Here is a 20,925-nt window from a genome sequence, read left to right as displayed (position 1 = left end):
CTAGAGCTTTGAGTCTTCAGGGCGTGTGGGGCATTTCCCTAGAAGTGAAAGACACTTTCTACATTTTTATTCGTCTGTTCTGCAAACTTTTCTTCGCTCACGTTGTAGGCTTTTGCCAAGGTTTTAAGTACTTCTACCACGAAGGCGCTCTCATTGCGCTTTCCGCGATATGGAACGGGAGCCATGTATGGAGAGTCGGTTTCCAAAACAATGCGGTTCATCGGAACCACGGCAGGGAGGTCTTCACGCAGATGACTGCTCTTGAAGGTAGAAACTCCACCGATGCCCAGCACGAAGTTATCGAACGAGAGGAGTTCCTCTGCCTCCTTCTGATTGCCGGTAAAGCAATGGAACACGCCGCCCGGCAGGTCTTTCTGATACTGTCTGAGCAGATGCACCATCTCGTTCTGTGCCTTGCGGCAATGAATCATCAATGGCAAGCGGGTCTCTATCGCCCACTTCACCTGTTCCTCAAAAGCCTCCAGCTGCTCATGCTCGAACTCACGGCTCCAGTAATAATCCAGTCCTACCTCGCCCACAGCGATAAAGTCAGAAATCAGTGGAGAATCAGCCGTCTGCCCAGCATTTCCCGTCATGCGATGCTCCTCCAGTATCTTCCGGAGTTCAGCCAGCTGCTCCTTCCAGTCTTCCTTCACCTCTTCAGGATGCAAGCCAATCATAGGATAGGCGTAGCCCGGATATTCCCGGCTCAGAGCCAGCACAGCGTGCGTAGTCTTCACATCGATGGCAGGCAGGAACACCTTACCTACCCCCGCTTCTTTAGCTCGGGCGAAAGCCTCCGCCCTATCCTCATCAAATTCTTCCGCATCAAAATGCGTATGTGTATCTATTACTTTGAACATTGAACTTTGAAATTAGTACTGTCGCTTCATCATTTTCTGAGCATACTTTGCCAATTCCTCCTTACGCTCAGCAGGCACATTCACGGCATCCAGATACTTCTTGCTCTGCTCGAAATAATAAGCTATCTTATCCTGCGCCATTTTGTCGATACCAATCTCGTTGTATAGACGGGTAACGGCAGCCACCTTCTCCTTGCGGTCGAACTCCTCGGCATCCACCCATTTCTGGAGTTCTGCACGCTGAGCGTCGTTGGCATGGTTGAAGGCATTGATGAGCATGTAAGTCTTCTTGTTAGATGTGATATCGCCACCAATCTCCTTACCGAACACCTTGGTATCGCCGTAAACATCGAGGTAATCATCCTGCAACTGGAACGCCAATCCGATCTGCTCGCCAAACTTATACAGGTTCTCTGCATCCTCATCAGAAGCATCGGCAAGGATTGCACCCATCTTCAAGGCACAAGCCAGGAGTATGCTGGTCTTGAGGCGGATCATCTCGATATATTCCTCCTCCTTCACATCATTACGGTTTTCAAACTCCATATCAAACTGCTGACCTTCACCAATTTCCAGGGCAGTGGAAGTAAAGAGTTTCAACACCTTGGCAAGATGCTTTTCATCACATTGAGCCATACGCTCATAAGCCAGAACGAGCATGCTGTCGCCCGAAAGGATTGCCGTATTGGCATCCCATTTCTTATGAACCGTTTCATGACCGCGACGCAAATCAGCATTGTCCATCAGGTCATCATGCAGCAAAGTATAGTTATGATAAGTTTCCAGGGCAACGGCATTCATCAGAATCTTCTCAGGATTGTCCTTGAAAAGATTGTAGCCCAGAAGCATGAGCGTAGGACGAATACGCTTGCCACCCATAGAAAGAACGTATCTGATAGGCTCATAAAGAGACTTTGGCTTTCTTTCGTAAGGCAAATTAGCCAGAAACTCATTTACCATGCTTAAAATTTCATCTGCTGTCTTCATAATAATGTATAATTTATAATGTATAATTTACAATGAACAATTTATAATTTATAGCTGGAACACTACCGGGATGGCAATCATCGTGCGACAGACCTTGCCTTTATCGATGCCCGGTTTCCACTTCGGCATCATCTTCATCACCCTCAAAGCCTCGTTGTCGAGCAATGGATCTACCGAAGTGCTTACCTTGATATTGGCAACACTTCCATCCTTGTTTACGATAAAGGATACCACTACGGTTCCCTGAATCTTACTCTTCTGAGCAGCTACAGGGTACTTCAGGTTCTTGGTAAGCCACTGCATGAAGGCAGACCAGCCACCAGGAAACTGCGGTATCTTCTGCACGACGGTCAGTTTGATAGGAGCCTCAGCTCCCGGATTCTCAATGGGAGTTTCAGGAACCGCTTCCTTCACCTCAGATCCATCCACTACACCCGAGCCGTCGCCGATAACCAGTTCGCTGGTTGTAGAACTGATTTTCTGCGGTGCCTTCTGAGTCTGTTGCTCGGCAGCCTTCACTTCCTGGGTAATTGACTTAGAAGCAGGAGCCGAAACAGCCTCTGCACTCACCATATCTTTCTGGTCGGGACGAGCCGACATTTCCAGATCCTGTGAGAGATCTTCCATCGATTCCGACAAGTCATCATCTCCCTGCTGACCTCTCTGATATTGGAGTCCTACGAAGATGAAAGTAAAAGCCAGCAGCAACCCCAGCAGAAAAAATGTAACCCGCTTATCTTCCAGTTGTGCGCTATTTGATTTCTTAATTTCCACAATAAAAACCGTTTAAAATCGTTATTTCCTACGAAAACATTGCAAAATTACTTCTTATTATTGAAAAAAGCAGTATCTTTGCCAAAGAATTAGAAAATTTAAATGAAAAAATATGTAATTTCCGCAATATTGACGCTTTTTGCGACAATTATTGATGCTCAAGAGAGCCAAACGGGGTATAATTTCCTTCGCTTGCCGGTGAGTGCCCATGCAGCTGCTCTGGGTGGCGACAACATCACCTTGATAGAAGATGATGAGGCACTCATATTCCATAATCCGGCTCTCCTGTCATCAGTAAACGACAAGACGGTCAATCTCAATTATATGAACTATATGTCGGGGGTGAACACTGCCTCGGCTAGTTTCAACCGTATTGTCAACGACAAGGCTTCGTGGGCTGTTTCGGCTCAGCTTGTTGACTACGGCAAGATGAAAGAGACGGATGAGAACAACATCCAGATGGGTGAGTTCTCGGCAAAGGACATTGCCGTTGCGGGTTACTTCTCTTATATGCTCGGTGAAAAGTTTGCGGGTGGTATTGCCGCCAAATTCATCACTTCGTATATTGGCGATTACAATTCTATCGCTGTGGGAGTGGATCTGGGCATCAACTATTACGACCCGGAAACGGAATGGTCGGTTTCATGTGCGGCAAAGAATCTGGGTGGACAGCTGAAAGCTTACGACAATGAATATGAGAAGATGCCGATCGACCTGCAGTTGGGTGTGACGAAACGCTTCGCCAACGCACCGTTCAGGGTATCAGCCACACTGGTCAACCTGAACCATTGGGACAGCAGTCTTCGTGATCATGCCGTAGTAGGTGCCGACATTCTGCTTTCGGAGAGCCTGTGGATAGGTGCCGGCTACAACTTCCGGAGAGCCAACGAGATGAAAATCAGCACCTCAGAAGATGAGGAAAGCAGTCATGGAGCCGGTTTCTCTGTGGGTGGCGGTATTAACCTGGAGCGCTTCCATCTGAACGTTGCCTACGGCAAATATCACGTCAGTAGCAACAGTCTCATGCTGAACGTAAGTTACAGATTATAAATTATACATTAAAGTTAGTTCGAAATTATGAAGAAAATAACAATAGCAATAGACGGATACTCTTCTTGCGGTAAGAGTACGATGGCAAAGGATCTTGCCAAGGAAATAGGTTATGTTTATGTAGATACGGGCGCCATGTACCGCTCGGTAACCCTCTATGCGCTGCGTCATCAGCTCTTCGAAGCAGATGGAGCCGTAAAGACTGAAGAACTGCAGAAGGAGATGAAGAACATCAGCATCTCATTCAAGTTTAATGCAACAACCGGTCGCCCAGACTGCTATCTGAACGGCGAACTGGTAGAAAAGGAAATCCGTTCGTTAGAGGTTTCCAACCACGTTAGTCCGATTGCCGCCGTTCCTTTCGTCAGAGAGGCGCTGGTAGAACTGCAGCAGAAGATGGGCGAAGACAAGGGTATCGTGATGGATGGTCGCGATATAGGTACCACCGTGTTCCCTAATGCCGAACTGAAGATTTTCGTAACAGCCAGTTCACAGGTGAGAGCACAGCGCCGTTTCGATGAACTGAAGGAGAAAGGAATGCCAGCCGACTTCGATGCGATTCTGAAGAATGTAGAGGAGCGCGACTATATCGATAGCCACCGCGAGACTTCCCCACTCAGAAAAGCAGATGATGCCATCACGCTCGACAACAGCAACATGACCATTTCTGAACAGAAGGCATGGCTGATGGAACAATATCAAAAAGCAATAGCAGAATAAGCTACAGAGAAGAGACTGCCGGGTTATTAATGCAAAAATACGTTAAATATGCTACTTTTGCCGATAAATTTATTTTATTCGATGAAAAGATTTGGAAAAAAAAACTCCAATTTAGTATCTTTGCAACCATATTAACAAGGTAGTAATGATATAGATTATAAATTTTGAGTTAATTACTGTTTTTTGAAGGTGATAGGTCTTCGGGAGAAGATTTATCACCTGTTTTATTTTCAGACAGTTTATAAAAGATAAACCCACTTGACGTCGTGAAACACGACACCAAATGGATTAACTGATTAATAACCAATATATTAAGTTTTTCAACCAACGATAAAACTATCCTCTACCCATATACGGTGAAACACCGTACCAAGTATATCAAGTAGCTGATAATCAATATTTTAACTCTTATTACAAAAGAGCAGAGTTTTCCTTGATAATCTTATCCTTGCACTCTTCCATCAGCCACTTCGGCGTACTGGTAGCACCACAGATACCTACCGTTTCCACATCCTTGAACCAGTTCATATCTATTTCGTCAGCACTTTCTATCTGGTAGCTGTTGGCATTCACGCTCTTGCATTCCTTGAAAAGCACCTTGCCGTTCGAACTCTTTCTGCCACTCACAAAGAGGATGACATCATGCTTGCTGGCAAAGGCAGCGATGTTAGGCATGCGGTTAGCCACCTGACGGCAGATGGTATCGAAACTCTTGAAGACAGCGCCCTCAACAATATGCTCCTGGCAATATTCGATGATGCGGTGGAACTCATCGAGACTCTTGGTAGTCTGGGAGTAAAGATAGATATCTTTAGAGAAATCCAGCTGACCGGTTTCCTTCAGCAGCTTCACATCCTCAAACTTCTCTACCACGATGGCATGACTCTCCGTCTGCCCCACCAGTCCGAGCACCTCAGCATGCCCGTTCTTGCCGAAAATCACGATCTGTGCCTCCGGATTGTTGACATACTGCTTCTTGATGCGGCGCTGCAACTGGAGCACCACAGGACAGGTAGCATCGATGATTTCAATGTTGTTTCGCTCAGCAAGGGCATAAGTTTCAGGCGGTTCACCATGAGCACGGAGCAAGACCTTTACGCCCTGCAGTTCCTCCATCTGCTCATGGTCTATCGTGATGAGTCCCGCTTCATGCAGGCGCTCCACTTCCATACCGTTATGCACAATATCGCCCAGGCAGTAAAGTTTACCGCCCTTAGCCAACTCCTCTTCAGCTTTCTTGATGGCAGTGGTTACGCCAAAGCAGAACCCACTGCCGTTATCTATTTCTATCTGCACGATATTCATTTTTAAATCATTGTACATAAATCTTCACCACCACCTTAGCATGGTCAGGGTCATTCGTAATTATGAGGATACGAGGGTGTCTGACACGCGATTTCTTCAAGTCGGCAGCCACAGCCGTCACCTTCATCTTAACGGTCTCTCCTGGCTGAATCTTACTCTTCTTCAGTTTCACCTGCAAGCCCATCGTAAACATCTGCATGCTGCGGATATCCAGTTCCGACTTACCCTTATTGGTAATCAGAATCTCACCCTTCAGCTTCTTCTTTCCATTGAAACTACCCAGATTGAGATCGGTGGCAGACATCTCTATCTTCGGAGCCAGTGCCTTCTTGGCTGGAGTCATGTTTTCGAAACCAGGAAGAAGAACGGCTGATACCACGATTTCCTTCTCAGGCGCAATCTTATCGCCAGGACGCTCACCGAGATAAACCGATGTCTGGTTCAAGCCCAGGTCGCGCAGTTTCTTGGAATCCAGCACGAAACTGATTTCGGCAGAATGACGCGGAGCCACCTTGGAAGGCGATACGAAAGCATGAAGATAGGATGGCAGATGCATCACTACCGGCTCCAGCACTTCGTCGGTAGGATTGAAGATATGAATGCGCTGAACCGGACGGTCGCCACGGTTCACGTCATCAAACTCCACCTCCTGGGCATCACTCTTGATGACACCCAGCATCTCATCGTAAGAACCAGCGAAATCTACTACGCTGCCCACTACCCTTCCCCTCATAGAGAGGATGAACGGCTCTTCATCCGCATTGGTATAGAGGCAAACCTGCTTGGTGAAAGTACCCATCTGCTTGGCATCGTATACCGCCTTGATGACGAAACTTTCGCCGGCAGCTATGCTCGTCTTCGGATAATCTACCTCCGTACATCCGCAGCTTTTCAATACATTGTTGATAACCAACGGCTTGTGCCCGTCATTCTTCAGCACGAATTCGGCAGTAACAGGCTTGTGGAACACCACCTGTCCGCAGTCTACCACCTCGTGCTGGGTTGTAATCTTCTGTGCTGATGCAGGCAGCGCCAACAGCGCTGAGAGCATCCATATATTCATCCGTTTCATACTATTCTATTTTAAATTATCAATCTATAAACTTTTAACTATCAATTATTAACTTTCAATTCATAGGTCTCTGTGCGGCCACTAAATTCCGGACTGTAGGTACACTCAGCGATGCAAGTTCCGCTCTGATAGTCGCCCTTTCTATCCACGTAATACTCCATTTCTACGATGTGCTTACCTTTAGATAAACGATCGAAATAGAAATTTGTTGCATGGTCTCTTGGAGAAACATAGCAGCCTATGCTCCACTGATAACCGCTCAACTGGTTAACCGGCTCCAGGCATGCCGCACGCTTATCCGTAATCTGCACAAAGTCGTAGTCGCGGTCGGCGGTGATGATGAGCGTTACCTTCACCTTCTCGCCTACCTGCGCATTGCCCTTGCTCTCAGATTCGGCTGGAACGATGACACGGCGCACCTTGATGCCCGACTCCATGGAACCGATTTCGCTGATAGGCTGCTTAAACTCTGCATAGACAGCTCCCCAGCTGGTATAATCGCTCTTTTTGTCGATGCTCAGCTTAGATGCCTTGCCCGGTCTTTCGGTCTTCACATAGCCCAAAGTAGTGGAATCCTGCGGCATCGGCAGCAGCTTGCCGTCCAGTTTCAGCACGGCATTCTCAGCCTTCCGGCTCCAGTTGTTCTCATTGCCCTTCATAAAGGCGTAGACGGCATCCACGGTGTTCACCGGCGTATCCCAAACCTGGGTGCGTTTCGACATCAGGAGCCAGCGCTGCAGTTCCTCGATGGTCTGCTTGTCGTTCGGCTTCAGCATCTGCATCGCCTCTATCACGGATACCTGGGTAGGAATCTTATAGTTTCTCCAGCTGTAGAGTGCCTTGCGGGTATCGTAGTAGCGGCCCATCTCCTCGCGGTAAACGGCATATTCGTTCACGCTCTGCAGATATTCGCCAGCCTTCTCGCGATAGGCAGCATTCTGCTGGCTGTTTCTGGCGAGTACCACGGCAGCACGCGCCTTGCCATAGATGGAGAAATCACCGGTCATCTTCGACATCTTGTCCAAGAGATAAGCCTTATCCTGCTCCAGATTCTGCTTCATCTTTCTGCCATCCACCGAAAGGATGTAGAGATAATGCAGCGCCTGTTCGCTAGGATTCACCTTCTGCTTTTTCTCCTCCTGCTTCTTCATTTCTCTTACTTCCTGTGCTGTCTGCCAGGAGAGATAATCGATGGCGGAAGTCAGCATCCGGGCGGTTGATTTCTGCACACCTGCGATGTCATTCAATCGAACCATCATTTCGGCTACCGATGTAGTCATATACCGGCTGCCCTTCATTCCTTTCCACCAGGAAAAGGAACCGTTAGGGTTCTGCAACTTCTTCAGCTTCTCCACCTGATTCTGCAGGCGGATGCTCTCCTGAGTAAGATTTTCCAGCGAGAGATGCTTCTGTACATGGTTTGTGATAGTATTGGCATAGATGGCAGACATCAGCGAGATGGCGTCCTCCTCATCCGGATTACTGATGGCTGGCAGCGCCTTCACCATCAGCCAACTTGGGTTATTGGTGTACTCGATGGTTACCTTTGCCTCTTCAGCGCCCTTCGCCTGCTTGCCCTCCTTGTTCAGGAAGAGTTTGCTCAGGTCGAAGTTCTGCTCACCCTTCTGATGCAGGGTGATAGGCAGGGTGTTCACCACGAGTTCACGGTTGCTCAAAACCGGCAGATAGTGCTGTTCACCATCGCTGTAGCCATTACCGGCAGCCACCACCTTATTAATATATACGCCTTCTTTCAGTCCCTGGACATCAAAGGAGATGGTAGCAGAGCCCTCGGCATCGATGCAGTAGTTCTGCGTCTTCTGCCAAACCACCTTGTTGGTCTCCGGGTCGAGAATCTGCATACGGGCGTTGCCGCTCACCTTCTTGTCGGAAGTATTGAAGAGTTTCACCACGATGGTGCTCTTATCGCCCTCACGCAGGAAGCGAGGCATGTTAGGCTGCACCATCACGGTCTTCTGAGCCACAGCCTCATCCACCAGCAAACCGTTGCGCATCTCCTTGTCATGAGCCAAGCCCATGAACTTCCAGGTAGTCACGCTCTCCGGCAGGGTAAACCTGATGGCTACGTTGCCATTGTTGTCGCTCTCCAAGGCAGGATAGAAGAAGGCGGTTTCGTTCATATTCTCACGCACCTGCACTTTGTCAAGGTACTGTCCTGCATCTGAGCCAGAACCGCCGACAAACTGCGGCATCTCCTCTACTACATCAAAAACCTTGTTAGCAGATGGAGCAGCCGCTGCAACACGGGTCATATTACTCCCACGAGTTTTCATGACTCTCCCTTCTTCCTGAACCAGCTCGTCTTTCTTTATACGAACAGACTCTACGGTTCCGCCAAGAGAACGTTCCAACTTGCTCAGCTCCACCGCTTGCATATAAGCATAATAGCTAAAGAATTTGCCATCAAACTTATCTACATCCAGTCCCTTCTCGTCATAATACTTGGTAGGATAAACGCCATTCAAGTAAGATGAACGGAAAGTGAGGTTGTGCTTCCAGTAGCAGTTTGGCAGACTCTGATAGAAGCCCAGGGAGAGATTCCAGGAATGCGGGGCTATCTGGTCGAGCGACTTGTCATAGAGTACGCTCATCAGCTGCGCCTTGGCTGGTTTGCCATCAGGGGTGGTAATCTTCAGCGTCCACTCCTCCTTCTGTCCAGGGGTCAGACGGTTGCGGAAGGTCTTCCAGGCGATATTCAGTTTCTTCTCAGGCAAAGGACGGGCGATGCTCATCATTCGGGTATAGCACTTGCCTTGCTTCACGAAACTATAGTTCAGTACGATGCCCGACGCATATTCCTCCTTGTAGGTGAAAGGCAGAGTCACGATGCTGTCGCCCAACTCCCAGGCGCCCTTCTCCAGCAGTTTGTTGCCGGCGATGATGGAATATACGATGTGTGCTCCGTTCTCCGAAGAGCCTACCTGGATATAGACAGGCTTGCCATCACGAGGGAAGGTCTTCGCCGTCTGATAATACCATTCGGTAGTTGGCTCCACCGGATGGGTATCCTTCATGCTGAAAAGGGTGAATTTCTGCTGCAGGGTGTCCTGTCCGCAGATTGCCTCCAACTGATGAACGCCAGATTTCCAAACGAGGGAAGAAGAGGCAGATGATGCAGAAGAAGCATATTCCTTGATAGAAACCGGTACATTCGCCTCGGCATCCTTCCATTCGCCCTTATCAATTCGATATTTCAACCTACTAGAAATCGGCATACCACTGGCATTGCGGTAAGCGAAGGTCACCGTCTTCAGACTGTCTGTTTCGATACGCTTAGGAAGATTCACCGTGAGGATGGTTGGCTTGGTGCCCAGAGGCAGACTCATCACGCCCTCGTGGCTCTCGCCGCTGATGTCGGTAACGATGGCTGAGACCTCGAAGTTGAAGAAACGGGCGATGCGCATGAACTCGCTCATATCAGCCTCGTCTTTTCCTGACAAGGAAGCCTCCAGCGGAATCTCTACGTCGAAGGTTCCGTCCTCACGAGTCACGCAACTGTCTGTCTTTACCAACTGTCCGGCAGAGCCTGCGCCCCACCACCAAAGCTGGTTTCTGCGGGTCACCTGATACTCCACCTTGGCACCCTGCACAGGCACACCAGCATAGGTCTTGGCTGTAGCCTTCACCACTACAGTATCGCCCCAGTTATATTTCTCGTTCACCTTCGGGAAGGTAATCTCGAAGGTTGGACGCTTGTATTCCTCCACTCTTACATATTTTGTTGCCGTTCCATTCACGGAGATGGAATACAGTCCCGTCTGTCCCTCCTTCGGCAATTCGAAATCTACCGAAGCCGTACCATATTCATCGGTCGTAACCTTCTGTTCTGCCACCTGCTTCCAGTTGGCATCACTCAGGACAAACTTCAGTTCCATGCTCTTGCCAGGCACGCTGGCATCCAACCCCTTCTTGACAGTATAGGAAATGGCTGAGGCATGTACCTTCTGCCCCGGGCGATAGATGGCACGATCGGTATAAACCTGATATTTAGTCTCATTATCCTTCTTCTCATAATAGCGGGTACGGCTAAGATAGATGTCCCTGGCTGGCGTAAACTTGTCATTGTTGGTAGAAATCAACACCATTCCATCCACATTTTTGAAGTAAGCCTCTCCGTTCTCATCTGTTGTCAAGCGGGCATGAACTATTCGCTTGTCCTTCTTCGTCTTGAAATCATACCGCTGGTCGTAGAGTTCTATCTTCGCCCCGGCGATAGGCTGTCCGTCGGTAGCATTCACCACCACATAGCGATGCTTATCATCAGGCAACTGCTGGATCATCACCGCCAGATTGCTGACATAGAAGAGTTCTCGCTGCGGAGCGATGCCGGTATTATCCGAAGTCACCTCCATCAGATATGCACCCAGTGGCAGATTGCCACCGATTTCGATGGAATCCTTCACCTCTTCGTAATCCGGACGACCATAGTAGTTGCGGCTGAAATCCTTCTGATGCAGCTTCGTAGTCTTCTTCAGGAGCATCTTATAGGTAGCCTCATCCTGGGCATTATAATCGTTATCTGCCGTAATATTGAGGCGGGAGATACTGATTTTCAGGTTCTGGAGATTACGCACATCCAGCTGCACCCAAACCTTCTCCCCAGGTCGCAATACCTGCGGCATATCCTTCACCCGGAACATCGGTTCGGTAAGTCGCTTCTGCGCATTTCTCAGTTCGTTCATTCTCGACCATTCACCCCAGCGGCTCAGCGCATAGTTGATATAGTTGAGCTTATCCTGCGGTTTGGCATCGGTAGCACCTTCCATGAAGCGGAAATGCTCCACGGCAAGTTCGCCTGCCTCCGGAATATCCTGATAAATCTGGATGAGCGAGTCGATGGTCTGCAGATACTTCGATTTCTTCACCTCTCTCACGTCGTCCTGGCGGTATTTCTCGATGAGCTTATAGGCACAGAGACAAGCCGCCCCCCGATTGCCCACCTTATTATAATAGGTGTACAGCTGCAGATACGCCTCCTTGCTGTCTGCCTCGAATCCGATGAGATGCAGCAAATCATTCTTGAAGGAACTTCCGTCCACCCCTTTTAGAGTCAGCGGCACATACTCAGTAGAAGCATGCTTGGCAAGAAGCTCTGGGTGCGCCATCGCTTTTTTGAAGAAATCCTGGCTCTTCTTCAGGTTTACCTTTCGCTGACTTTGATAATAAGAAGCATCCTCCCTTTGTTCCAAAGAAGCCTCATCCACTTCTATTCCATACGGATTATCATGATATACCTTGCCGAGCACAGCATATCTCACCGCTTTCAGCATCGGGTCATTTGTCTTCAAAGCTTCAGCCTCCATCCGCTTCACATTCGGCGTCAGTGAGTCTGCAGAAATCTCTTTCCAGAGCATCACCTGCCTCATCTCAGCCGCCAGCAGCTGACCGTAGTCTTTAGCCGCAGAAGCCTTGGCGATGATTTTCTTCATCACCGCGATTTCGCTCTTAGGCTGGGCCTTCTGAGCATTGATTTCAGCTTGCTTCCACAAGTTGTCGTATGTCTGAGCCGCTACCTGCATCGTAGCAAAGAGGGCTATCAGAAGTGATAAAATGTTTCTTTTCATAAGCCAACTATATAAAATGTTTATAGAATGATGATAATCATCAAACTTTTCATTGCAAAAATACAAAAAAAAACTGTTTTCGAACCCCGAAACTTAAACTTTTTACTATCTTTGCACCAAAATAGTATATTTTACCAAGAAATAACATTAAAAAAACAATGGCAGAAAAAAAGTATGGTCATTTTGATGACGCCAATCGCGAATACGTGATTACTGACCCAAAGACCCCATGGCCTTGGATCAATTATTTGGGTAACGAGGATTTCTTCTCGCTCATCTCAAACACAGCAGGTGGTTATTCCTTCTACAAGGATGCCAAGTTCCGTCGCATCACCCGTTATCGCTACAATGGTGTGCCGATGGATAACGGCGGTCGCTATTTCTATATCAAAGATGGCGATACCGTATGGAACCCGGGATGGAAACCTTGCAAGACACCACTCGACAGCTACGAGTGCCGCCACGGCATGAACTATACCCGCATCACGGGCAGCAAGAACGGCGTGGAGGCGAGTGTGCTCTTCTTCGTACCCCTCCATACATGGGCTGAGGTGCAGAAGATGACGCTGAAGAACCAGACTGAGGAGGTGAAGACCCTCAAAGTGTTCTCCTTTGCAGAGTGGTGCCTCTGGAATGCTGCTACCGACATGGAGAACTTCCAGCGCAACTTCTCTACGGGCGAAGTAGAGGTAGAAGGTTCTACCATCTATCACAAGACCGAATACCGTGAGCGCCGCAACCACTATGCTTTCTACACAGTGAATACCGAGATTCAGGGCTACGATACCGACCGCGAGAGCTTCATCGGACTCTATAACGAGTTTGCCGAGCCTGAGGCTGTGCTGGAAGGCAAGCCACGCAACAGCTTTGCCCACGGCTGGAGCCCTATCGCATCTCATTATATCGAGGTTACCCTGCAGCCAGGCGAGAGCCGCGACCTCATCTTCCTGCTGGGCTATGTGGAGAACGAGCAGGACAAGAAGTTCAGCGCCAAGAAGGTAATCAACAAGGAGAAAGCTCATCAGCTTATCGCCAAGTTTGATACCACAGAAAAGGTGGATGCTGCCTTCGCAGAACTCAACCAGTACTGGGATAACCTGCTGAACATCTTCACCGTGAAGAGCGGCAACGACAAGTTAGACCGTATGGTGAACATCTGGAACCAGTATCAGTGCATGATCACCTTCTGTATGTCGCGTTCGGCAAGTTTCTTCGAGAGCGGCATCGGTCGAGGCATGGGCTTCCGCGATTCCAACCAGGACCTCGTAGGTTTCGTTCATCAGATACCTACCCGTGCACGCCAGCGCATCATCGATATCGCCAGCACCCAGTTCCCAGACGGTGGCTGCTATCACCAGTATCAGCCGCTCACCAAGCGCGGCAACAACGATATCGGTGGCGGTTTCAACGACGACCCTTGCTGGCTCATCTTCGGTACCGTAGCCTATATCAAGGAGACGGGCGACTTCTCTATCCTCGCTGAGCAGGTGCCTTTCGACAACCAGCCAGGCACAGAAGTAAGCCTCTTCGAGCACCTCAAGATTTCGATGAACCATGTTATCAACAACCTGGGTCCGCACAAGTTGCCACTCATCGGCAGAGCCGACTGGAACGACTGTCTGAACCTGAACTGCTTCTCCTGGGACCCTAACGAGAGTTTCCAGACCACCGAAAACAAGGGCGAAGGAAGCAAGGCAGAGAGTCTGATGATAGCCGGTCTGTTCGTGGTTACCGGCAAGGATTATGTGGCTCTGTGCAAGCAGCTTGCCAAGGAAGCTTTGGAAAGCAAGGAGGGCGAAATAGCCGGTCTTGCAGAGGAAGATTATTTGACAGAAGCCGAGCGCATGCAGCAGGCTGTAGATGAGATGAACGAGGCTGTGAAGCAGCATGGATGGGACGGCGAATGGTTCCTCCGCGCTTACGATTTCTTCGGCAACAAGATTGGTAGTGATGAGAACGAGGAAGGCAAAATCTTCATCGAGAGCCAGGGCTGGTGTACGATGGCTGGTATCGGTCTGGAAGAAGGACTCTGCGATAAAGCACTGGACAGCAGCAAGAAACGACTGGAATGCGAGCACGGACTGGTGCTGAACAACCCAGCTTACGCCACCTATCATGTAGAAATGGGTGAGATTTCTTCTTATCCTGAAGGTTACAAGGAGAACGCCGGTATCTTCTGCCACAACAATCCTTGGGTCATCATCGGAGAGACTGTAGCCGGTCGAGGCAACGATGCCTGGAGCCATTATACCAAGATTCTGCCTAGCTATGTAGAGGAAAAATATCAGACACTTCACAAGGTAGAGCCTTACGTAAACTGCCAGATGGTAGCCGGTAAGGATGCAGCCAAACCGGGCGAAGGAAAGAACTCCTGGCTCACCGGTACAGCGGCATGGATGTGGTATACAGTATCAGAATTCATCCTCGGCATCAAGCCAGATTATGAAGGTTTGCTCATCGATCCTTGTCTCCCAAGCACCGCTAAGGAGTATGAGGTAACCCGCAAGTTCCGTGGTGGCGAATACCATATCACAGTAAAGAATCCTAGCGGAAACCAGAAGGGCGTGAAGCAGATTACAGTGGATGGCACTCCTATCTCAGGCACCATCATTCCTTGCTCTGAAGGCAAGCATGAAGTAGTGGTTGAGATGTAAATCAGCCAGATTTTATCAAGTTACGATTTGAAAGTTCAATGTAACGAAATTCTTTTCATACCCATGCCCCCTGTTTTAGGGGGTATGGGTATCACAATAAACACTTGACGCCCTATTTTAGGGCGTCAAGTGTTTTATTTATCTGATAATCTGATACTTAGCTTTTAATATAAGCACATATTCAACAGTATCAAGAGTAAGATTCTAAGTCTCTATCATTGACTCAGTTCCTCAATAACTCAGTTCCTCAGTTTTTTTCTAGGGGGTATATAGTCCTTATAGTTCAAAGTTGTTTTAAATTGTTATATATTATATATTATTATATATATTAATATATATATAATAAACTTCTAAATAAAGACAAAAGTGAAGGGTCAGAGAAAAACTGAGGAACTGAGTTATTGAGGAACTGAGTCATTGCAGTAAAAACATCATAATCCTCATAAACACCTGATTTACTGCTTAACTCTATACTTTAAGAGAACAAAGCTATGAGTTGCTACCCGTAAAACTATGAGTTGTCGCCCACAAAACTATGAGTAAGGAAGTTTAACTACTTTCAATCTGAAAGCATAGTTTAAACATTTCCTTATCACACCCCCAAATTTGGCAGTATCAGAGAAAATTCGTATCTTTGCACGGAATTCCATCCATTCCATCCATTCCATCCATTCCATCCATATCTACCATACCTTCCAACTCCTTCCATTCCGCTCCTTCCATGCCATCCCCACAACTCCTTCCGCCCAGCTTCAGCACGCGTCTCTCCATCCGAAGTATTAAAAGGAAAAAGATAAAAAAGGTATGGCTTTTCGAGTTATTTTTTGTACTTTTGCAGCCGATAACGCATTTTGCGAACAAAACAGGATTCTTTAAAGAAAAGAAAGGAAATAACAATGAAGAAAATATTATACTTTGTGGCAGCCCTGGCTGCTGCATCCTTTATCACTACGATGGGTACCAGCTGCAAGTTTGCACCCGACCAGCATGACGGCGACACGGTAGCTGCCAGCGAGTTTTACCCGATAGATACCTCTGCGGCTCATGCCAAGAAGATGGCGAAGATTGCTGCCATCAAGAACGGAAAAGACAGTGTAGGCATCTATTATGTGGGCAGCAATTCTACCAAAGACCTCATCGAGCTCGTATCCTATCCTTCACGCCGCGACACGATGATGTACAGCAAAACCCGACACATAAAGGTGAAGGGCAATGCCGACATCAACCACGTGATTCGTGTAGACTTCTATCTGCATAACGGCAAGGATTCGCTGGTGAAGTATGTTGAGGAGGTGGTACTTTAGCCAATAACCCAAAAAAATCAGCACAAAAAGGCTAGCATACAAAAACGCACGCTAGCCTTTTTCGTATTTTATCTAACCTGAATTTCAAATCACTTAATAGCCTATAAACTATCAACTATAAACTATCAACTAATCATAGAATCCCGGCTGCTTATACTCAATGCCCAGTTCATCATCTACTGTTGCGATGACACCCTGAATCTGACCCATGGCAAACATACGGCCGAGGAGAGTGTAACCGGCATTGTGACCATGATTGCTCTCATCGAATACGCCACCAGGCTCATCAGTGAAGGTCATACCGTGGTCTACTCGCATTGGCAGACGACGGCCGGAATTGCACTTGCCTTCCTGCTCAGCCTTCTCGAAGATGCGGCAAAGTTCAATGAGATGGCCGCGACCACCCAAGTGAGAAGCCTCTGTAAAGTTGCCGTTAGGGAAGATGTAGCAGGAACGAAGGTGAACGAAGTGGGTGCGGTCGGCAAACTGCTTCGCCATCGCCACACAGTCGTTGTGCTCGCCGGCAGAGAATGAACCTGCACAGAAAGTCAAACCATTGTGCTTGTTTGGCACAGCATCCAACATCCACTGGATATCCTCGGCACGACCGATGATTCTTGGCAAACCGAATACAGGATAAGGAGGATCGTCTGGGTGAACACACATATTGATATCGTACTCATCGCAGATAGGCATGATAGCCTCCAGCCAGTACTTCATGTTCTCCTGCAACTTCTTCTTGTCGATACCATCATAAAGCTTCAACAGGTCGCGGAACTTCTGGACAGGAGCTGAATCGCCCTCGCTGAAGTTACCCGATACGAAACCCTGGGTCTTGATGATGATGTTCTCTACCAAGGCATGATCCTGCTCTGGTGTAGAAGTCTTCTTGATTTCATCAGCCTCAGCCACGAGGTCTCTGCCCCACTTGTGCTCCTTAGAGAACTCAGCCCAATCCTCACGAGCGCCTTCACGCTGCAGGATATAGATATCAAAGTAGGCAAACTCACCCCAGTTCATATAGAGGTTGTTGGCTCCGTTAGGATTCTCGTGTGCCAAATCGGTACGAGCCCAGTCCAAAACAGGCATAAAGTTGTAGCAGATGCATTTGATGCCTTCCTCGCCCAGGTTGCGGAGACTTTCCTTGTAAACCTCAATCTGATGATCACGGTCAGGACCGCCATATTTCAGGGTTTCAACCACAGGCAAAGACTCTACCACGCTCCATTTCATACCGTAAGACTCGATGTACTCCTTGAGTTCATGAATCTTCTCGCGTGTCCAAACCTCGCCCAGAGGAACATCGTGCAATGCGGTAACAATGCCCTCAACACCAATCTGCTTCAACTGTGCAAGTGTAATCTTATCTTTCTTGCCAAACCAGCGCCATGTTCTTTCCATATATATATTATAATGTATAAGTTTAAAAATGAATTATCTTGCAGAAACATATTTATGCAATGTCTGTCTTACGGCACCCTTACCGGCGAAGAGTTCCTTCACCATGCCCTCAATCTGCTCACCGAAGCCAGCCTCATAGAGATTGAGTCCGAATACATCCTTGCGGGAATAGAGATTCTTCAGGCAAGAGTAGTCCTGATCAGCCTTGCCTACTTCAAGAGGAGCTACGATGGCCTGCAGTTCTGCCAACAATGGGTCGGAAGATGGCTCGAATGGCTTCAGGTTATCATCCAATGCCTTGAGATAACGGGCATAACCTGCTAATACCAAAGGAATCAACACGAGATTGCTCTTGTCGAGACCACGGTCGATATACTTCTTGATAGTCTCACCGAAACGGATAGAGAGCTTCTGACTGGTATCAGTAGCGATACGCTGAGGAGCATCCGGCATGAAAGGATTAGGCAGACGCTTGTTGATTACGGTGCCGATAAACTCGTATGGGTTCAATACGCCTGGGTCGGTAACCACCGGCATCGCCTCGATATAACCAATTTTCTGGATGAAGGCACGCAGGTCCTCATCCGCCATCTCGGCAGAAATCAAGGTATAGTCGAGCATGCAGCCATAGATAGACATCGCTGTATGGAGAGGGTTCAGACAGGTGGTTACCTTCATGGTCTCAACCTCATCTACAGTCTTGCGGGTGGTATAGAGCGCACCGCCCAACTCCAATGGCGGACGACCGTTAGTATAAGTATCCTCGCAAACGAGATACTGCACTTCCTCGGCATTTACGAAAGGAGCGGTGAAAGTATGCTTCTCGGTGATAATCGTATTATTATCCTCGAAACCATCCTCAGCGAGCATCGCCTGTACCTTCTCGTGTGGACGAGGAGTAATCTTATCAATCATAGACCAAGGATAGGTAATCTTGCTGCTGTCATTGATATAATCTACGAAACCAGCCTCTACGATGCCATCCTGTGCCCAACGCTCAGCATAAGCCTTTACGCCAGCCTTAACATGGTCGCCGTTGTGAGAACAGTTGTCGGTAGACTGAAGAGTAAGTGGCAACTTGCCTGCCTTATAACGCTCATAGAGAAGAGCGGTAAGCTTACCCATAGCAAATACTGCATCGAGACCACGTGCCAGATCGGCATCATTGAAAGAATATCCCTTCTCGGTGATGGTGAAAGTTACCATCTGCAGACTTGGTGCCTGGAAAATCTGGACCAATCGTGCCCAGTCCTCACCAAACTGCTTATCCGCCTTGAGGCTTTCTGTGATAGAAGCGATGACCTTCTTCTCGATGGTTCCGTTGCTCTGGAGGCTGACGAGAAGAGAGAGATTATTGTAAGGGCGATAAGCCTTGTCGATAATTTCGTAGTCGAAGCTTTCAGCAACAATAACACCACGGTCGTACTTGCCGGTGTTTAGTGCATCGTTAAGGATGGCTGCAGGGAACGCACGGAAGATGTTACCTGCACCAAAGTGAACCCAAGTAGGCTCGTCGTGAGTCTTCTTGGCTACGGCTGCGATGTCATACTTAGGAAGCTCATAACCCTTAGCTTCCCATTCTGCAGCATTAAAGCTGTCTGAAAGAATTTCGTTCAGTTTCATGATTAATAATTATTGATGTTGTTTTATGTAAATTTTAACCTTTTTATAAGCAATACAATGATTCCTTTTCTGTTGAGTCAGGGCAAAATTACGAATTTAATCTGAAATACCGCTCCTTTTTAGAGATTATTTTAAAATATTGAACAATAAGAAACTTAAATTGAACAATTAGAAATGTTTCGGTAACAAAAAATACTTTTCGCCCTGTTTCCCTATTTACCGGTAGTAGACTATTTATATACACTTTACAGATTATCCAGTTCCTTGATCTGCTTTTTCGGTGTCACTCCAAGTCCCTTCAGGCTCTCTACCCTTCTCATCACATTGCCGGTGCCGTCATAGAGTTGCTTCTTTGCCTTATCAAAAGTACCCGAAAGACGGGTTATCAGATCACCCACACTCATAAAGGTATCTTCGAAGCCAGCCACCTTATCATACAGATCAGCAGCCGTCTTCACGATTTTCTCCACATTCTTGTTTTGCCGGTCATACTGCCAGAGATTATAGGCAAGCTGGAGTGCCATGAGCAGATTGCTTGGTGAGATGATAATAATCTTCTTCTGATAAGCATAACGGCTGAGATCCGGCTGCTGCTTCATCGCTGCGATATAGCTGGTCTCGTTAGGGATGAACATCAGTACGAAGCCGATGGCATCATCCACCAGTTTGGAATAGTCTTTGGCTGCCAGTTCATCGATGTGCTTTCGTACGCTCAGCGCATGTGCCTTCATCAGGCGTTCCTGTTCAGCCTCATCTTCAGCTGCCAGAGCATCGGAATAGGCGGTAAGCGAAACCTTGGAATCGATGACCACACTTCTGCCTTCCGGGAATCGGACGATGACATCCGGACGATAGTTCTTTCCCTCTTCATCTTTCGTATTCTCCTGAATGAAGAATTCCTCATCTTTACGAAGTCCGCTGTTCTCCAGGATGGTTTCCAGCACCATCTCGCCCCAGTCGCCCTGCATCTTGCTGTCGCCCTTCAATGCCTTGGTCAGGTTGGCAGCATCGGAGCCAATCTTCTCGGTCTGCTCCTTCAGGTTCAGTACAGCCTGCTGCTGTTCCTGCTGGAAGAGTTTCATCGTTGCCTCGAAGGTGTTCTGCAGTTCCTTCTTGTTCACCTCGTTCTGGGTTTTGCTCTCCTCTACCGATTTCTTGAAATCAGCAAACTGTTCCTTGATAGGTTTCAGGAGTTCATCCATCTGCAGACGGTTGGTTTCCTGCAGAGCCGACTGCTTGGCAGCCAACTGCTCAGCCGCCACCTTCTGCTGTTCTATCGTCATTCGGTGCATTTCCTGCTTCAGACTCTCGAGTTTCTGTGCCCACTGCTGGTCGCTTTCCGCCCTGAGTTTCGCCGCATACAGCCGCTCGTTCTCCATTTGAGATTTCATTGATTGAACCTCAGAAGCATGATGCAGTTTTATCTGTTCGATGTTAGCCGCCAGCACTTGAGCTTTCGCTACGAGCTGGGTTTTCTCCTCTCCCGCACTTTTTGCTTCCATCAGTTTCCCCACGAAGAATCCGATGGCAAGCCCTATGATGATTCCAATTACTATTTCCATTTATCCTTGTTTTGAATGATTCTGT

The 20,925-nt window shown here is 48.0% G+C and carries 14 protein-coding genes; 4 read left to right on the top strand and 10 right to left on the bottom strand.

All coding sequences use genetic code 11. The features are described 5' to 3' along the window. Positions 1 to 38: 38 nt before the first annotated feature. Genes KUA48_RS12205 through KUA48_RS12195 form a run of 3 tightly spaced genes read right to left on the bottom strand, consistent with a single transcriptional unit; the run spans position 39 to position 2,624 of the window. Positions 39 to 863: a TatD family hydrolase gene (locus KUA48_RS12205; protein ID WP_153087038.1), complete on the bottom strand. Its 825-nt coding sequence runs from the start codon at positions 861 to 863 to the stop codon at positions 39 to 41. A 12-nt stretch (positions 864 to 875) separates the two neighbouring features. Beyond that, entirely contained in the window at positions 876 to 1,850 is a 975-nt protein-coding gene (locus tag KUA48_RS12200; RefSeq protein WP_218432346.1) for a polyprenyl synthetase family protein, read from the bottom strand. A 48-nt stretch (positions 1,851 to 1,898) separates the two neighbouring features. Beyond that, on the bottom strand, positions 1,899 to 2,624 hold the full coding sequence (locus KUA48_RS12195; protein ID WP_215651867.1) for an energy transducer TonB: 726 nt from the start codon (positions 2,622 to 2,624) through the stop codon (positions 1,899 to 1,901). Between the two features lie 102 nt (positions 2,625 to 2,726). Here KUA48_RS12195 and porQ point away from each other — a divergent pair, with 102 nt between their 5' ends. Continuing rightward, positions 2,727 to 3,674, top strand: coding sequence for a type IX secretion system protein PorQ (gene porQ, locus KUA48_RS12190; RefSeq protein WP_118254204.1), 948 nt, complete (start codon positions 2,727 to 2,729; stop codon positions 3,672 to 3,674). Between the two features lie 27 nt (positions 3,675 to 3,701). Continuing rightward, positions 3,702 to 4,394, top strand: coding sequence for a (d)CMP kinase (gene cmk, locus KUA48_RS12185; protein WP_153072842.1), 693 nt, complete (start codon positions 3,702 to 3,704; stop codon positions 4,392 to 4,394). Between the two features lie 411 nt (positions 4,395 to 4,805). On the opposite strand, the gene KUA48_RS12180 is transcribed toward cmk, so the two are convergent. Genes KUA48_RS12180 through KUA48_RS12170 form a run of 3 tightly spaced genes read right to left on the bottom strand, consistent with a single transcriptional unit; the run spans position 4,806 to position 12,356 of the window. Further along, on the bottom strand, positions 4,806 to 5,693 hold the full coding sequence (locus KUA48_RS12180; RefSeq protein ID WP_218432382.1) for a 4-hydroxy-3-methylbut-2-enyl diphosphate reductase: 888 nt from the start codon (positions 5,691 to 5,693) through the stop codon (positions 4,806 to 4,808). Positions 5,694 to 5,706: 13 nt separating this feature from the next. After that, positions 5,707 to 6,771: a DUF1573 domain-containing protein gene (locus KUA48_RS12175; RefSeq protein ID WP_153072840.1), complete on the bottom strand. Its 1,065-nt coding sequence runs from the start codon at positions 6,769 to 6,771 to the stop codon at positions 5,707 to 5,709. Between the two features lie 41 nt (positions 6,772 to 6,812). After that, positions 6,813 to 12,356, bottom strand: a complete 5,544-nt coding sequence (locus tag KUA48_RS12170; RefSeq protein ID WP_218432348.1) for an alpha-2-macroglobulin — start codon at positions 12,354 to 12,356, stop codon at positions 6,813 to 6,815. A gap of 158 nt (positions 12,357 to 12,514) precedes the next feature. Here KUA48_RS12170 and KUA48_RS12165 point away from each other — a divergent pair, with 158 nt between their 5' ends. Further along, positions 12,515 to 15,010, top strand: coding sequence for a GH36-type glycosyl hydrolase domain-containing protein (locus KUA48_RS12165; RefSeq protein ID WP_218432349.1), 2,496 nt, complete (start codon positions 12,515 to 12,517; stop codon positions 15,008 to 15,010). 615 nt (positions 15,011 to 15,625) lie between these two features. Here the strand turns inward: KUA48_RS12165 and KUA48_RS12160 are convergent. Further along, positions 15,626 to 15,781 (bottom strand): hypothetical protein, encoded by a 156-nt coding sequence (locus tag KUA48_RS12160; protein WP_218432350.1) that lies wholly within the window; start codon positions 15,779 to 15,781, stop codon positions 15,626 to 15,628. 125 nt (positions 15,782 to 15,906) lie between these two features. On the opposite strand from KUA48_RS12160, the gene KUA48_RS12155 reads away from it, so the two are divergent. Then, a complete protein-coding gene (locus KUA48_RS12155) occupies positions 15,907 to 16,314 on the top strand; it encodes a hypothetical protein (RefSeq protein WP_218432351.1) in 408 nt (135 codons plus the stop codon). 129 nt (positions 16,315 to 16,443) lie between these two features. Here the strand turns inward: KUA48_RS12155 and uxuA are convergent, their stop codons facing one another. From uxuA to KUA48_RS12140, 3 genes are all read right to left on the bottom strand, one after another. Next, positions 16,444 to 17,715: a mannonate dehydratase gene (gene uxuA / locus KUA48_RS12150; protein WP_022121373.1), complete on the bottom strand. Its 1,272-nt coding sequence runs from the start codon at positions 17,713 to 17,715 to the stop codon at positions 16,444 to 16,446. A 33-nt stretch (positions 17,716 to 17,748) separates the two neighbouring features. Then, positions 17,749 to 19,338 carry a mannitol dehydrogenase family protein gene (locus tag KUA48_RS12145; protein ID WP_218432352.1) on the bottom strand — a complete coding sequence of 530 codons (1,590 nt, stop codon included), beginning with the start codon at positions 19,336 to 19,338 and terminating at the stop codon, positions 17,749 to 17,751. A 245-nt stretch (positions 19,339 to 19,583) separates the two neighbouring features. Next, complete coding sequence (locus tag KUA48_RS12140) at positions 19,584 to 20,900, bottom strand: DNA recombination protein RmuC (protein ID WP_218432353.1); 1,317 nt, start codon at positions 20,898 to 20,900, stop codon at positions 19,584 to 19,586. Positions 20,901 to 20,925: the final 25 nt, after the last annotated feature.

It is taken from the genome of Segatella copri, from assembly GCF_019249795.2.
GTDB classification, from domain to species: domain Bacteria; phylum Bacteroidota; class Bacteroidia; order Bacteroidales; family Bacteroidaceae; genus Prevotella; species Prevotella copri_B.
This window is presented reverse-complemented; position numbering and strand designations above follow the sequence as displayed.

Excerpts from the sequence above, each read along its gene's own strand:
- KUA48_RS12205 (WP_153087038.1), bottom strand. The coding sequence starts at position 863 with ATGTTCAAAGTAATAGATACACATACGCATTTTGATGCGGAAGAATTT.
- KUA48_RS12200 (WP_218432346.1), bottom strand. The coding sequence starts at position 1,850 with ATGAAGACAGCAGATGAAATTTTAAGCATGGTAAATGAGTTTCTGGCT.
- porQ (WP_118254204.1), top strand. The coding sequence starts at position 2,727 with ATGAAAAAATATGTAATTTCCGCAATATTGACGCTTTTTGCGACAATT.
- cmk (WP_153072842.1), top strand. The coding sequence starts at position 3,702 with ATGAAGAAAATAACAATAGCAATAGACGGATACTCTTCTTGCGGTAAG.
- KUA48_RS12175 (WP_153072840.1), bottom strand. The coding sequence starts at position 6,771 with ATGAAACGGATGAATATATGGATGCTCTCAGCGCTGTTGGCGCTGCCT.
- KUA48_RS12170 (WP_218432348.1), bottom strand. The coding sequence starts at position 12,356 with ATGAAAAGAAACATTTTATCACTTCTGATAGCCCTCTTTGCTACGATG.
- KUA48_RS12165 (WP_218432349.1), top strand. The coding sequence starts at position 12,515 with ATGGCAGAAAAAAAGTATGGTCATTTTGATGACGCCAATCGCGAATAC.
- KUA48_RS12160 (WP_218432350.1), bottom strand. The coding sequence starts at position 15,781 with ATGGAGAGACGCGTGCTGAAGCTGGGCGGAAGGAGTTGTGGGGATGGC.
- KUA48_RS12155 (WP_218432351.1), top strand. The coding sequence starts at position 15,907 with ATGAAGAAAATATTATACTTTGTGGCAGCCCTGGCTGCTGCATCCTTT.
- uxuA (WP_022121373.1), bottom strand. The coding sequence starts at position 17,715 with ATGGAAAGAACATGGCGCTGGTTTGGCAAGAAAGATAAGATTACACTT.
- KUA48_RS12145 (WP_218432352.1), bottom strand. The coding sequence starts at position 19,338 with ATGAAACTGAACGAAATTCTTTCAGACAGCTTTAATGCTGCAGAATGG.
- KUA48_RS12140 (WP_218432353.1), bottom strand. The coding sequence starts at position 20,900 with ATGGAAATAGTAATTGGAATCATCATAGGGCTTGCCATCGGATTCTTC.